This window comes from Stenotrophomonas sp. Steno-Z10-BAI, from assembly GCF_056393115.1.
In genome coordinates this window covers 288,175-300,448 of the sequence record NZ_JBWJOZ010000001.1, presented here as the reverse complement: position 1 = coordinate 300,448, position 12,274 = coordinate 288,175, and the positions used below count along the sequence as shown (strand labels likewise).

Below are 12,274 nucleotides of genomic sequence, written 5' to 3'. Positions count from 1 at the left end.
GATGGGTTTACGGCGTGTCCCGCCCTCCCACCCCCGCCACGCCAGCCCACGGACTGGCAACCGCCGCATTGGCTTCTGTCTTGATCCTCGCCGTGGCCGTGGCCGTGGCCCTGGCTCGTTTCGACTGCAACGGATGCCCCGGCCCGCCCCAGCGCCTATAATCGGGGGCCACATTGCCTGTTGCCCCGCCATGACCGCCGAAACGGCCGCCGAACTCCACACGATCATCGACCTGATCCGCTACGGCACCAGCCGTTTCAACGCCGCCGGGCTGACCTTCGGGCACAGCTACGACAACGCCCTGGACGAAGCCACCCAGCTCGTCCTGCACAGCTTGCACCTCCCGCATGACCTCGGCCCCGCCTACGGCCAGGCGCGCCTGCTGCAGGACGAAAAGGTCCGCGTGCTGGAGCTGTTCCAGCGCCGCATCGACGAGCGCATCCCGGCCGCCTACCTCACCGGTGAGGCCTGGTTCGCCGGCCTGAGCTTCAAGAGCGACACCCGCGCCCTGGTGCCGCGCTCCCCGATCGCCGAACTGATCGAATGCGGCTTCGAGCCGTGGCTGGCCGGCCGCGATGTCCATCGCGCCCTCGACCTGTGCACCGGCTCGGGCTGCATCGCCATCGCCATGGGCCACTACTACCCGAACTGGGAGGTGGATGGCGTCGACCTCAGCGACGAAGCACTCTCGCTGGCCGAAGAGAACAAGGAACGTCTGCAGACGCAGAACGTCACCCTGCTCAAGTCCGACCTGTTCAACGGCCTGACCGGCCGTCACTACGACCTGATCGTCACCAATCCCCCGTACGTCACCAACGACGAGACCGATGCCCTGCCGCGGGAATATGCCTACGAGCCGGAAATGGGCCTGCGTGCCGGGCACGACGGCCTGGACCTGGTGCTGAAGATCCTGCGCGACGCCCCGCTGCACCTGAGCGAGGATGGTCTGCTGATCTGTGAAGTGGGCGAGTCCGAGCAGCACCTGTACAAGCTGCTGCCCGAAGTGGATTTCCGCTGGGTCGAGTTCAAGGTCGGCCAGATGGGCATCTTCGCCGTGGAGTGCCGCGAACTGATCGCGCACAGCGCCCGCATCACCGAACTGGCAGCGCAGCGGCCGTGAGTTCCAACAGCTTCGGCAAACTGCTGACCGTTACCACCTTCGGCGAATCGCACGGTCCGGCGATCGGCTGCGTGGTGGACGGCTGTCCGCCGGGGCTGGAGATCAGCGCCGACGAATTCGCCCATGATCTGCAGCGGCGGGCCACCGGCAAGAGCCGGCACACCTCCGCGCGGCGTGAAGCGGATGAGATCGAGATCCTCTCCGGGGTGTACGAGGGCCGCACCACCGGCACCCCGATCGGGCTGCTGATCCGCAACACGGATCAGCGCAGCAAGGATTACACCAACATTGCCCAGCAGTTCCGCCCGGGCCATGCCGACTACAGCTACTGGCAGAAGTACGGCATCCGCGATCCGCGCGGTGGTGGTCGTTCTTCCGCGCGCGAAACCACCATGCGCGTCGCCGCCGGTGTCATCGCCAAGAAGTGGCTGCTGCAGCGGCATGGCGTCACCGTGCGTGGTTATCTCTCGCAGCTGGGCGAGATCATCCCGACCGGGTTCGACTGGTCGGCGGTGGAAGACAATCCGTTCTTCTGGCCGGTCGCCGATCAGGTGCCTGCGCTGGAGAGCTACATGGATGCGCTGCGCAAGTCCGGTGATTCGGTCGGTGCGCGCGTCAACGTGGTGGCTGACGGCGTACCGCCGGGCTGGGGCGAGCCGATCTACGGCAAGCTCGATGGCGATCTGGCGGCCGCGCTGATGAGCATCAACGCGGTGAAGGGCGTGGAGATCGGCGATGGCTTTGCCAGTGCCGCGCAGAAGGGCACCGAACACCGTGACCTGCTCACCCCGCAGGGGTTTGCCAGCAACCATGCCGGCGGCATCCTCGGTGGCATCTCCACCGGCCAGCAGGTCACTGCCTCGATCGTGCTCAAGCCGACCTCCAGCCTGCGCCTGCCCGGTGCCACGGTGGACGCCACCGGTGCCTCGGTCGAGGTGATCACCACCGGCCGTCACGATCCGTGCGTGGGCATCCGTGCCACCCCGATCGCCGAGGCGATGATGGCCCTGGTGCTGATGGACCAGGCGCTGCGCCACCGCGCCCAGTGCGGTGATGTCGGCCAGATCACCCCGCGCATCCCGGGCACGATCGATGGCTGATCGGCGCCCCAAGGTCTGGGTCAGCCAGCCCGTGTTCGACGATGTCGTCGAACAGCTCGGGCAGCATTTCGACCTGACCATGACCGGCGACGTCACCCGCTATACGCCGCAGATACTGGCCGAACAGCTGGCCCACGTCGACGGCGCGCTGATCACCCTCAACGAACGCATCGGTGCAGCCGAGATCGCCAACGCGCCCCAGCTGCGCGCGATCGCCAACGTCGGTGTGGGCTACAACAACCTGGATATCGACGCGCTCAGCGCCGCCGGCATCCTGGCCAGCAACACCCCGGATGTCCTGACCGAAACCACGGCCGATCTCGGCTTTGCGCTGCTGATGGCCACCGCCCGCCGCATCACCGAATCCGAGCGCTGGCTGCGTGACGGGCAGTGGGGGCAGTGGTCGTTCCAGACCATGCTCGGTGCGGACATCCACGGCAGCACGCTGGGCATCCTCGGCATGGGCCGCATCGGCCAGGGCATCGCCCGTCGCGGTGCGCACGGCTTCGGCATGCGCGTGCTGTACCACAACCGTTCGCGGCTGCCCGAGGCCACCGAGGCCGAGGTCGGCGCGCAGTATGTGGACCTGGATACCCTGCTGGCGCAGGCCGATCACCTCGTGCTCGTGCTGCCGTACAACGCCGCCTCGCACCACATCATCGATGCCGATGCGCTGGCAAAGATGAAGCCGACCGCCACGCTGATCAACATCGCCCGCGGCGGCATCGTGGATGAGCTGGCGCTCGCCGATGCACTGGCCAACGGGCGCCTGGCCGCCGCCGGGCTGGATGTGTTCGAAGGCGAGCCGACGGTGCGCCCGGAACTGCTCGCCCTGCACAACATCGTGCTGACCCCGCATATCGGCAGCGCCAGCCAGGCCACCCGCCGGGCGATGGTGCAGCTGGCCGTGGACAACCTGACCGCCGCACTGGGGCAGGGCCCGGATGCCGGCCACCCGCCGAGCGCGATCAACGCCGACGCTGTCGCTGCCGTGAAAACCGGCGGCGCGACCGTGGGCGGCAAAAAAATCGACGACGCAAAACGATAGGGAACCGCGCTGGCCAACAGGCGAGGTTCCCGAACCGGTAGGTACCGACCGATGGTCGGCACATATCTCCAAGGCACGGCAGGTACCGATCGTTGGTCGGTACACATCCCCAACGCACGTTACGTATCGGCCACGGGTCGGTACACCCAACAGAGGTTTTCATGAGCAATCCAGATCGTCGTTTCCACGTCGCCGTCGTCGGTGCCACCGGTGCTGTCGGCGAAACCATGCTGGCCATCCTGGCTGAGCGCAACTTCCCGATCGCCACGCTGAGCCTGCTCGCGTCCTCGCGTTCGGCCGGTGGCGAGATCGAGTACCAGGGTGAGAAGATCAAGGTCCAGGACCTGAGCACCTTCGATCCGAACGGCGTGGACATCGCGCTGTTCTCCGCCGGTGGCAGCGTCTCCAAGGAGTTCGGCCCCAAGTTCGCCGCCGCCGGTGCGGTGGTGATCGACAACTCTTCGGCCTTCCGTTACGACGATGACGTGCCGCTGGTCGTCTCCGAAGTGAACCCGGAGGCGCTGAAGAACCGCCCGCGCGGCATCATCGCCAACCCGAACTGCTCGACCATGCAGATGCTGGTCGCACTGGCGCCGCTGCACCGCCAGTACGGCATCGAGCGCATCAACGTGGCCACCTACCAGTCGGTGTCCGGCGGCGGTCGCTCGGCGATGGAAGAACTCGGCAAGCAGACCGGCCAGCTGCTCAGCTTCCAGGAAATCGACCCGCAGCGCTTCCCGGTGCAGATCGCGTTCAACCTGATCCCGCACATCGATGATTTCCAGGACAACGGCTTCACCAAGGAAGAAATGAAGCTGGTCTGGGAAACCCGCAAGATCCTCGGCGATGACAGCATCCTGGTGAACCCGACCGCCGTGCGCGTGCCGGTGTTCTATGGCCACTCCGAAGCGGTCACCATCGAAACCCGCGACAAGGTCACCCCGGATGCCGCGCGTGAGCTGTTGTCACGTTCGCCGGGCGTGGAGGTGGTCGACAAGCATGAAGCGGGTGGTTATCCGACCCCGGTCACTCACGCGTCGGGCACCGATGCGGTGTACGTCGGCCGCATCCGTGAGGATCTGTCGCACCCGCGTGGCCTGAACCTGTGGATCGTCTCGGACAACATCCGCAAGGGCGCTGCCCTCAATGCCGTGCAGCTGGCCGAACTGGTCGCCGCCGAAGGCTGATCGCGTCGTGGTCGGCGGCATGGGGATGCCGCCGACCGCCCGCATTGAAACATCGCCGATCACAGGGGGAGCCGTTATATTGGCCGCCATGAAGAACCGGGCTCCGGGCGCAGTGCGTCCGCTCAAGTATGTGTCGACGCTGCTGCTGGCCCTGGCCAGCAGTTCCGCCATGGCCCTGGGCCTGGGCGATATCCGGGTGCTGTCCAAACCGGGTCAACCCTTGCTGGCCGAAATCCCGGTCATTTCCGCCGATCCGTCCGAGCTGGAAAACCTCCGCGTTGCGCTGGCCTCGCCAGCGACCTTCGCCCGGGTCGGGCTGGAACCGCCGTCCGGACTGGTCAGCGAGCTGCAGTTTGAGTTGACCCGCAATGCGCAGGGCCGCGCCGTGGTGCGCGTCAGCAGTCATGCGCCCGTGGCGACGCCCGCGTTGAATTTCCTGATCGAAGCCGATTGGGGGCAGGGCCGTCTGGTCCGTGAGTATTCCGCCCTGGTGGATGCGCCCAACAGCGCCGCCGCCGTGGCCGAGCCGGAGATCGTCGCCCCGGCGGGCGCGATGTCCAACGCCATCATCCGTGAGCCTGCGCCGGAGGCGGCAGCCGTCGCTGCGCCGCCGCGCCGTGCTGAACCCGCCGCCGCACCCCGGCCGGCCGCGCCGAGGGCTGCACAGGCCGCCCCGGCCGCGCCCGTCGCCGCCGATGGCAGCGTCACCGTCCAGGGCGGACAGACGCTCTCGCAGATCGCCGGTCCGCTGGCGCGCGAGCAGGGCATCAACCGCGACCAGGCGATGATCGCGCTGCTGCGGGCCAACCCCGAGGCCTTCATCCGTGGCAACGTGAACCTGCTCAAGCAGGGTGCGGTGCTGCGCACGCCGGGCGCCGATGGGCTTGCCCAGATCGATGCACAACAGGCTGCGGCGATTGTGCGCGAGCACACCGCGCAATGGCGGCAGTCGCGCGCTGCGATCCCGCAGCCCGCCGACAGCGGGGTGGCCGCCGCGCCGTCTCCGGCCCCGGCCGCACCGACCGCTGCTGGCCAGGGCGCACGCCTGGAAATCGCGCCGGCCGTCGCCGCCGCCGGCACCACCGCAGGCACAACCACCGGCACCGCTGCCGGCACCGAGGGCGACATGCTGGGTAACGAACAACTGCGACAGGCCAAGGAAGACGTCGCCACGCGCGATGCCGAGATCCAGGAACTGCGCGAACGCGTGGCCGAGCTGGAAAAGCTCAAGGCCCAGCAGCAGTCGCTGATCACGATGAAGGACAACGACCTGGCCGCTGCGCAACAGCGCCTGGAGCAGGCACCTGGCACGCGTGACAGCGCCGGCGGTGGCTGGTACTGGTTGGGCCTGGTCGTGCTGCTGCTGGTGGTCGGTGGATGGGCGCTGGTACGCCGCCGCAAGCCATCGCCGCTGCCGCCGCTGTCGCGCGATGGGTTCGATGGCGCGGCATTGGCCGCGGCCGTCCCCGCAGCCGACTATGTGGACGAACTGGCCGCGCAGCAGGAGGACGCGCAGCGCGTGCCCGACGAAGAGACCATTGCAGAGGCCGACGTCTACGCCGGGCTGCGCCGCGAGCCGGTCTTCCCGCTCGCGCCTTCCCCGCACGACGCCGAGCCGCACGATGCCCTCGACGATCCTCGCTGGAGTGCTACCGCGACGGACGAAGCGCCGGTGTTGCCCGAGGTAGAGGCGACGGCGGCGTCTGCGTACAGCATCGAGGCCGACGCTCAGCATGTGAACGTAGACGATGCGCTGTTCCGCGAGCCGACGCCGCTGATCGAGCCGCCAGCGCATGCGTTGGAAGCTGCCGCGCAGCCGTCGTTCCGCGGCGTGTTCGAATTCCCCGATGAAACGGCCACTGCCGAACGTCCAGCAGTCGAAAGCGATGACACCCTCGGTGCCGACGTTGCGCCGGTGATGGCCGCCCATGACGACACCACCGATGGTGCCGACTCGGTCGCCGACAACGCGCCCACCGCGCCCATCGGCAGCCCCGGTCGTGATCGACTGGAACTGGCCATCGCCTACCTGGACCTCGGCGATGCCGAGACCGCGCGGACCCTGCTGCACGAAGTGGCCGTCGGCGCCGACCCGCACAGCCAGGCCGAGGCGCGCGAACTGCTGGCGCGACTGGGATGAGCGACGCCCGCCCGCTGGCCGCCCGCGAACGGCGCCTGGACTATGTCGAGTTCGCCTCGCGCGATCCCGCCGCCAGCCGCCACTTCTTCGAGCAGGTGTTCGGCTGGTCGTTCGTGGATTACGGCCCGGACTACACCGCCTTCGACGATGGCCGTTTCCAGGGCGGCTTCTTCCGCGCTGAGCCGCAGACGGCCTCCGCTGGCGGCGCGCCATTGCTGGTGATCTACGCCGATGATCTGCAGCCCATGCTCGAGGCCGTGCTGGCCCAGGGCGGGCAGATCATCAAACCGGTGTTCGCCTTCCCCGGTGGCAGCCGCTTCCAGTTCGTGGAGCCCGGCGGCAACGAGCTGGCCGTATGGTCCGAGCGCGACGCCGTCTGATGCACTACCCGGCGCCTGCGCCGGCCCCCCCAAACCATTGAGGTTCACCATGCGCTACGCACTGGGCGTGGAATACGACGGCAGCGAATTCAAAGGCTGGCAGCAGCTCGGTGAGAGCGGCTGCCCAAGCGTGCAGGCCAGCCTGCAGGATGCGCTGTCCTCGGTGGCCAATGCGCCGATCCAGGTCGTGTGTGCGGGGCGTACCGATGCCGGGGTGCACGGTGAATGCCAGGTCGTGCATTTCGATACCGATGTCGTGCGTGATCCGCGCAGCTGGATGCTGGGCACCACCACGCGCCTGCCGCGCTCCATCGCTGTGCGCTGGTGCGTACCGGTGGCCGACGAGTTCCATGCGCGCTTCGCCGCGCGCGCGCGCCGCTACCGCTACCGTCTGCTCAACCGCCAGGTCCGCCCGGCACTCTATCGGCAGACCCTGAGCTGGGAGCGCAGGCCGCTGGATGCCGAGCTGATGCACGCGGCCGGGCAGGCCCTGTTGGGTGAGAACGACTTCAGCGCCTTCCGCAGCGTGCAGTGCGAGGCCCTGCACGCGCGCCGGCACATGCAGTCGCTCTCGGTGACCCGTCAGGGCGAGGTCGTGGAGGTCGCCGTTCAGGCCAATGCATTCCTTCATCACATGGTGCGCAATATCGTCGGTTCATTGATCCTGGTCGGTTGTGGTGAGCAGCCGGTCGCGTGGATGGGGCAACTGCTGGCCGGGCGCGACCGCACCGTGGCCGGCCCGACCGCTCCGCCGCAGGGATTGGTCTTCGTTGGTCCCCTGTACCCCGACAACTGGCAGCTGCCTGCCGAGGTCACCTTATGAGCCGCTCCTTCTACCGCACCCGTATCAAGTTCTGCGGCATGACCCGTGCCGGCGATGTGCGCCTGGCCGGCGAGCTCGGCGTGGACGCCGTCGGCTTCATCTTCGCCCGCGAGAGCAAGCGCCGGGTCGCCCCGGCCGAGGCGCGCGCCATGCGCCAGGCGATCGCACCGATGGTGGACGTGGTGGCCCTGTTCCGCGACAACACCAAGGAAGAGGTGCGCGAAGTGCTGCGCACTGTGCGGCCGACCCTGCTGCAGTTCCACGGCGACGAAGACGAATCGTTCTGCCGCAGCTTCAACATGCCGTACCTGAAGGCCGTGGCGATGGGGGGCAAGGACGAGGTCAACGCCCGCCAGCTGCAGTTGCGCTACCCCAGCGCGGCCGGCTTCCTGTTCGACAGCCACGCCCCCGGTGGCGGCGGTGGCACGGGCGTGGCCTTCGACTGGACCCGCCTGCCGACCGGCCTGCACCGGCCCTTCCTGCTGGCCGGCGGGATCACCCCGGACAACGTGTTCGACGCGATCGTGGCCACGCTGCCGTGGGGTGTGGATGTGTCCAGTGGCATCGAATCCGAACCGGGCATCAAGGACGGCTACAAGATGCGCAAGTTCGTCGAAGAAGTGCGCCGCGCCGATTGCCACGAAGCGGATTGATCCGCCCACCCTGGGCCTGGCACCCAGCACCCGGTAGTGCCGGCCGTTGGCCGGCAGCCTGATACACCCGCGCACTCACCCCTTCAGCTGCTCCTGCAGCCACCCGGCCAGCGCATCCACCCGCGGATCCGCCGCCCCCTCCGGCGTGGCCAGCGCCCAAAAACCCCCGGTCGCGCCGAATCCCCAGGGTGCCAGCAGCCGGCCGGCGGCCAGCTCATCGGCCACGAGCGGTTCTGGCGCGATCGCCACGCCCAGTCCGGCGACCGCCGCTTCCAGCAGGTAATACAGATGCTCGAAGCCACTGCCCAGCTGCAGCTGTGCCGGCTCCAGCCCATGCGACAGGGCCCAGGCCGGCCACGCCTGCGGGCGTGAGGTCGTATGCAACAGCGATTCGCCCAACAAGGAGGCGGGCGGCTGATGCGCCAGCCGCGCCGCGGCCGGGTGCTGCGGACTCACCACCACGCCCACCCGCTCGGGCGCCAGCTCGCGCACCTGCCAACCGCGTGGCCACGGCGGCTGGGCGAGCAGCAGGACCGCATCCAGGCCCTGCTGCCCGGCGGTGAAGCTCCCGTCCTGGGCGGACCAATGCAGCGGCAGCTGGGGCAGGGCGGTCTGCAGCGCCTGCAGGCGGGGAATCATCCAGCGCGCCAGGATGCTGCCGCTGCAGCCGAGCACCAGCGCTTCGGGCCGCTGCTGGCGCTTGAGCGCCACCACCGCCTCGCGGATCTGCTCGAAGGCACCTTCGCAGGCGGCCTGCAGATCCTCGCCGGCGCGGGTCAGGCGCAGCCCACGCCCTTCGCGCTGGAACAACACGACGCCGAGGTGTTCCTCCAGCAGGCGCAGTTGGCGGCTGATCGCGCCATGGGTGACATGCAGTGCCTCGGCGGCACGGCCAACCCCGCCCAGCCGCGCGGCCGCTTCAAAGCTGCGCAGGGCATTGAGCGGGGGCAACGGTCCGTCGGTCATGTGAGTTTTCCTGACAGGTCGTGGCAGATATTATCGATATTCCTGTCATGACAGGTGCGTTAAATTGGCAGCCTGTCTCCACCGGCTGTCGCGCTATGTCTGCTTCCCCCGTCTCCCCCATCGTCGATTTCCACGCCTACCCCGATGCCAACGGCCATTTCGGCCGCTATGGCGGGAGTTTCGTCGCCGAGACCCTGATCGGACCGTTGCAGGAGCTGGCGGCCGCCTATGACCAAGCGCGTCGCGATCCGGCCTTCATCGCCGCCTACGACAAGGACCTGACCCACTATGTGGGCCGTCCCAGCCCGATCTATCACGCCGAGCGCCTCAGCCAGCAGGTCGGCGGCGCGCAGATCCTGCTCAAGCGCGAGGACCTGAACCACACCGGCGCGCACAAGATCAACAACACCATCGGCCAGGCGTTGCTCGCCGCGCGGATGGGCAAGACGCGCATCATCGCCGAGACCGGCGCCGGCCAGCACGGCGTGGCCAGTGCCACCGTGGCCGCCCGGCTGGGCCTGGAATGCGTGGTGTACATGGGTGCCACCGACATCGAACGGCAGAAGATCAACGTCTACCGCATGAAGCTGCTCGGGGCGACGGTGGTGCCGGTCACCTCCGGCTCGGCCACGCTCAAGGATGCACTCAACGAAGCGATGCGCGACTGGGTCACCAACGTGCGCGACACCTTCTACATCATCGGCACCGTCGCCGGCCCGGACCCGTACCCGCGCATGGTGCGTGACTTCAACGCGATCGTCGGCCGTGAAGCGCGCGCGCAGATGCTGACCGACTACGGCCGCCTGCCCGATGCGATCACCGCCTGCGTCGGTGGTGGCAGCAACGCAATCGGCCTGTTCCATGCCTTCCTCAACGACCGCGACGTGCGCATCGTCGGCGCCGAAGCCGCTGGCGACGGCATCGAGACCGGGCGCCATGCTGCCTCCATCGCGGCCGGTCGCCCGGGTGTGCTGCACGGCAACCGCACCTATGTGATCTGCGACGATGACGGCCAGATCACCGAAACCCATTCGGTCTCGGCCGGCCTGGATTATCCGGGCGTCGGCCCGGAGCATGCGTTCCTGGCCGATGCCGGCCGCGCCGAGTATGTCGGTATCACCGATGACGAAGCGCTGGCTGCGTTCCACCAGTTGGCCCACAGCGAAGGCATCCTGGCCGCGCTGGAATCCAGCCATGCGGTGGCCCAGGCGATCAAGATCGCGCGCGATCTGCCGCGCGACAAGCTGGTGCTGTGCAACCTGTCCGGCCGTGGCGACAAAGACGTGCACACCATCGCTGCCCGCGAGGGTCTCGTTCTGTGAATCCGCTGCTGCGCCAGGGAAGTGCGCTGCTGATGGTGGTCGGCCTGACCGGCTGCGCGCCGCCGGATCCGCCGGTGTTGCCGGCCCCTGCCGCGCCTCTGGGCGCGGTGGCGCCGGCGCGGCAGCTGGCGAGCAATGACGATGACATTGCCAACCGCCCGATCGAGGACGCGCCGGAACCGCCCAAGGCTGCCGATGCGCCCGTTGTGGATGACGCTGCGCCGTCGGTAGTCTCGGTCGCGCTGGATCATGCCGGCGATGTGGTGATCGGGCAGCGCTTCACCGAGCTCGCCGCCGATGGCCCGTGGCATTCGGCCGGCCTGAGCGAAGGCGAGCCCAGCGGCGCCTGCGAGTACTACGAGCGTGGCAACCTGCCCGAAGGCGTCTCGATGATGGTCGAGGATGACCACGTGCAGCGCTTCGAGCTGGCCCCGATCGAGGAATCCTACGAGGCCATCACCCAGCCGGGGCCGTTCGGGCTGCGCCTGGGCATGACGCTGGATGAAGCGCTCAAGCGTCTGCCGCCCGGCAGTACGCGCGCACCGCATGCCTATGACCCGGAAACGGGCGAGTACCTGACCTGGCAGGACCCCGGTTCGGATCTGGCGATCCGGCTGGAGATCTTCGACGGGGTGATATCGAAGCTGTACTGGGGCGCCAGTGGCGCCGTTGAACTGATTGAAGGATGTGCCTGAGATGTCCGTGGACCGTATCGATGCCTGTTTTGCCCGCCTGCGCGATGAGCGCCGCAAGGCGCTGATCCCCTTCATCACCGCCGGCGATCCGGGCCTGGAGGCTACCGTGCCGGTGATGCATGCACTGGCCGCCGCCGGTGCGGACGTGATCGAGCTCGGGGTGCCGTTCTCCGACCCGATGGCCGACGGCCCGACCATCCAGCGCAGCTCCGAGCGTGCGCTGGCCCGTGGGGCAGGGCTGCGCTATGTGCTGGAGACCGTCGCCGCGTTCCGCAAGGACGACGCCACTACCCCGGTGGTGCTGATGGGCTACCTCAACCCGGTCGAGATCCACGGCACGGCCCGCTTCGCGCAGTCCGCCATTGCCGCCGGCGTGGACGGCATCCTGCTGGTCGATCTGCCGCCGGAAGAAGCGGCAGAAACCCGCGAGATCTTCACCGCGGCCGGCCTGGCGCTGATCCTGCTGGCTTCGCCGACGACCGCTGATGCGCGCCTGGATACGCTGTCCGCGATGGCCCAGGGCTACCTGTATTACGTGAGCTTCGCCGGCGTGACCGGCGCGTCCGAACGCCTGGACAGCAGTGCGGCCAGTGCCCGCCTGCGCGACCTGCGCCGCCGCTCCAGCGTGCCGGTGGTGGCCGGCTTCGGGATCAAGGATGCGGCCAGTGCCGCGGCCATGGCCGTGGAGGCCGATGGCGTGGTGGTAGGCAGTGCGCTGGTGGCCGCGCTGGGTGAGGCGCCCGACGCCACGGCTGCGGCAGCAACCGCGCAGGCATTCCTCACGCCGCTGCGACGCGCCCTCGACGCCGCCTGAAGCACGTAAACGTACGTACCAGAATG

Annotated in this window: 12 protein-coding genes; 11 read left to right on the top strand and 1 reads right to left on the bottom strand. The window is 68.4% G+C overall.

The window, feature by feature from the left end; all coding sequences use genetic code 11:
- Positions 1 to 190 precede the first annotated feature (190 nt).
- The 8 genes from prmB (at position 191) to AC06E9_RS01510 (ending at position 8,451) form a co-directional block, all read left to right on the top strand.
- Positions 191 to 1,120: a 50S ribosomal protein L3 N(5)-glutamine methyltransferase gene (prmB, locus tag AC06E9_RS01545; protein WP_478055369.1), complete on the top strand. Its 930-nt coding sequence runs from the start codon at positions 191 to 193 to the stop codon at positions 1,118 to 1,120.
- On the top strand, positions 1,117 to 2,220 hold the full coding sequence (gene aroC / locus AC06E9_RS01540; protein ID WP_152154511.1) for a chorismate synthase: 1,104 nt from the start codon (positions 1,117 to 1,119) through the stop codon (positions 2,218 to 2,220). Before prmB ends, aroC begins: the two co-directional genes overlap by 4 nt.
- Positions 2,213 to 3,268, top strand: coding sequence for a 2-hydroxyacid dehydrogenase (locus AC06E9_RS01535; protein ID WP_478055368.1), 1,056 nt, complete (start codon positions 2,213 to 2,215; stop codon positions 3,266 to 3,268). The genes aroC and AC06E9_RS01535 overlap by 8 nt, the downstream gene beginning before the upstream one ends.
- Positions 3,269 to 3,429: 161 nt before the next feature.
- On the top strand, positions 3,430 to 4,455 hold the full coding sequence (locus AC06E9_RS01530; protein WP_282264263.1) for an aspartate-semialdehyde dehydrogenase: 1,026 nt from the start codon (positions 3,430 to 3,432) through the stop codon (positions 4,453 to 4,455).
- Between the two features lie 88 nt (positions 4,456 to 4,543).
- Positions 4,544 to 6,595 (top strand): motility hub landmark protein FimV, encoded by a 2,052-nt coding sequence (locus tag AC06E9_RS01525; RefSeq protein WP_478055366.1) that lies wholly within the window; start codon positions 4,544 to 4,546, stop codon positions 6,593 to 6,595.
- On the top strand, positions 6,592 to 6,975 hold the full coding sequence (locus AC06E9_RS01520; RefSeq protein WP_121038459.1) for a VOC family protein: 384 nt from the start codon (positions 6,592 to 6,594) through the stop codon (positions 6,973 to 6,975). Before AC06E9_RS01525 ends, AC06E9_RS01520 begins: the two co-directional genes overlap by 4 nt.
- 49 nt (positions 6,976 to 7,024) lie before the next feature.
- Positions 7,025 to 7,798: a tRNA pseudouridine(38-40) synthase TruA gene (gene truA, locus AC06E9_RS01515; RefSeq protein ID WP_121038456.1), complete on the top strand. Its 774-nt coding sequence runs from the start codon at positions 7,025 to 7,027 to the stop codon at positions 7,796 to 7,798.
- Positions 7,795 to 8,451, top strand: coding sequence for a phosphoribosylanthranilate isomerase (locus AC06E9_RS01510; protein WP_088433287.1), 657 nt, complete (start codon positions 7,795 to 7,797; stop codon positions 8,449 to 8,451). Before truA ends, AC06E9_RS01510 begins: the two co-directional genes overlap by 4 nt.
- Before the next feature lie 75 nt (positions 8,452 to 8,526).
- Here the strand turns inward: AC06E9_RS01510 and AC06E9_RS01505 are convergent, their stop codons facing one another.
- The gene (locus tag AC06E9_RS01505) at positions 8,527 to 9,417 is read right to left on the bottom strand and encodes a LysR family transcriptional regulator (RefSeq protein ID WP_121038453.1); all 891 of its coding nucleotides are present in this window, start codon (positions 9,415 to 9,417) and stop codon (positions 8,527 to 8,529) included.
- A gap of 95 nt (positions 9,418 to 9,512) precedes the next feature.
- Between AC06E9_RS01505 and trpB the strand changes: the two genes are divergently transcribed.
- From trpB to trpA, 3 genes are read left to right on the top strand one after another with little or no spacing between them, the layout of a single operon-like run.
- Positions 9,513 to 10,739, top strand: a complete 1,227-nt coding sequence (gene trpB / locus AC06E9_RS01500; protein WP_121038450.1) for a tryptophan synthase subunit beta — start codon at positions 9,513 to 9,515, stop codon at positions 10,737 to 10,739.
- Positions 10,736 to 11,434 carry a hypothetical protein gene (locus tag AC06E9_RS01495; RefSeq protein ID WP_478049386.1) on the top strand — a complete coding sequence of 233 codons (699 nt, stop codon included), beginning with the start codon at positions 10,736 to 10,738 and terminating at the stop codon, positions 11,432 to 11,434. The genes trpB and AC06E9_RS01495 overlap by 4 nt, the downstream gene beginning before the upstream one ends.
- A 1-nt stretch (position 11,435) precedes the next feature.
- Complete coding sequence (gene trpA / locus AC06E9_RS01490) at positions 11,436 to 12,248, top strand: tryptophan synthase subunit alpha (RefSeq protein ID WP_478055364.1); 813 nt, start codon at positions 11,436 to 11,438, stop codon at positions 12,246 to 12,248.
- The last annotated feature ends 26 nt before the right edge of the window (positions 12,249 to 12,274 follow it).

Bases quoted from the DNA above. Each gene is read 5' to 3' on its own strand.
- prmB (WP_478055369.1), top strand. From the start codon at position 191: ATGACCGCCGAAACGGCCGCCGAACTCCACACGATCATCGACCTGATC.
- AC06E9_RS01535 (WP_478055368.1), top strand. From the start codon at position 2,213: ATGGCTGATCGGCGCCCCAAGGTCTGGGTCAGCCAGCCCGTGTTCGAC.
- AC06E9_RS01530 (WP_282264263.1), top strand. From the start codon at position 3,430: ATGAGCAATCCAGATCGTCGTTTCCACGTCGCCGTCGTCGGTGCCACC.
- AC06E9_RS01525 (WP_478055366.1), top strand. From the start codon at position 4,544: ATGAAGAACCGGGCTCCGGGCGCAGTGCGTCCGCTCAAGTATGTGTCG.
- AC06E9_RS01520 (WP_121038459.1), top strand. From the start codon at position 6,592: ATGAGCGACGCCCGCCCGCTGGCCGCCCGCGAACGGCGCCTGGACTAT.
- truA (WP_121038456.1), top strand. From the start codon at position 7,025: ATGCGCTACGCACTGGGCGTGGAATACGACGGCAGCGAATTCAAAGGC.
- AC06E9_RS01510 (WP_088433287.1), top strand. From the start codon at position 7,795: ATGAGCCGCTCCTTCTACCGCACCCGTATCAAGTTCTGCGGCATGACC.
- AC06E9_RS01505 (WP_121038453.1), bottom strand. From the start codon at position 9,417: ATGACCGACGGACCGTTGCCCCCGCTCAATGCCCTGCGCAGCTTTGAA.
- trpB (WP_121038450.1), top strand. From the start codon at position 9,513: ATGTCTGCTTCCCCCGTCTCCCCCATCGTCGATTTCCACGCCTACCCC.
- trpA (WP_478055364.1), top strand. From the start codon at position 11,436: ATGTCCGTGGACCGTATCGATGCCTGTTTTGCCCGCCTGCGCGATGAG.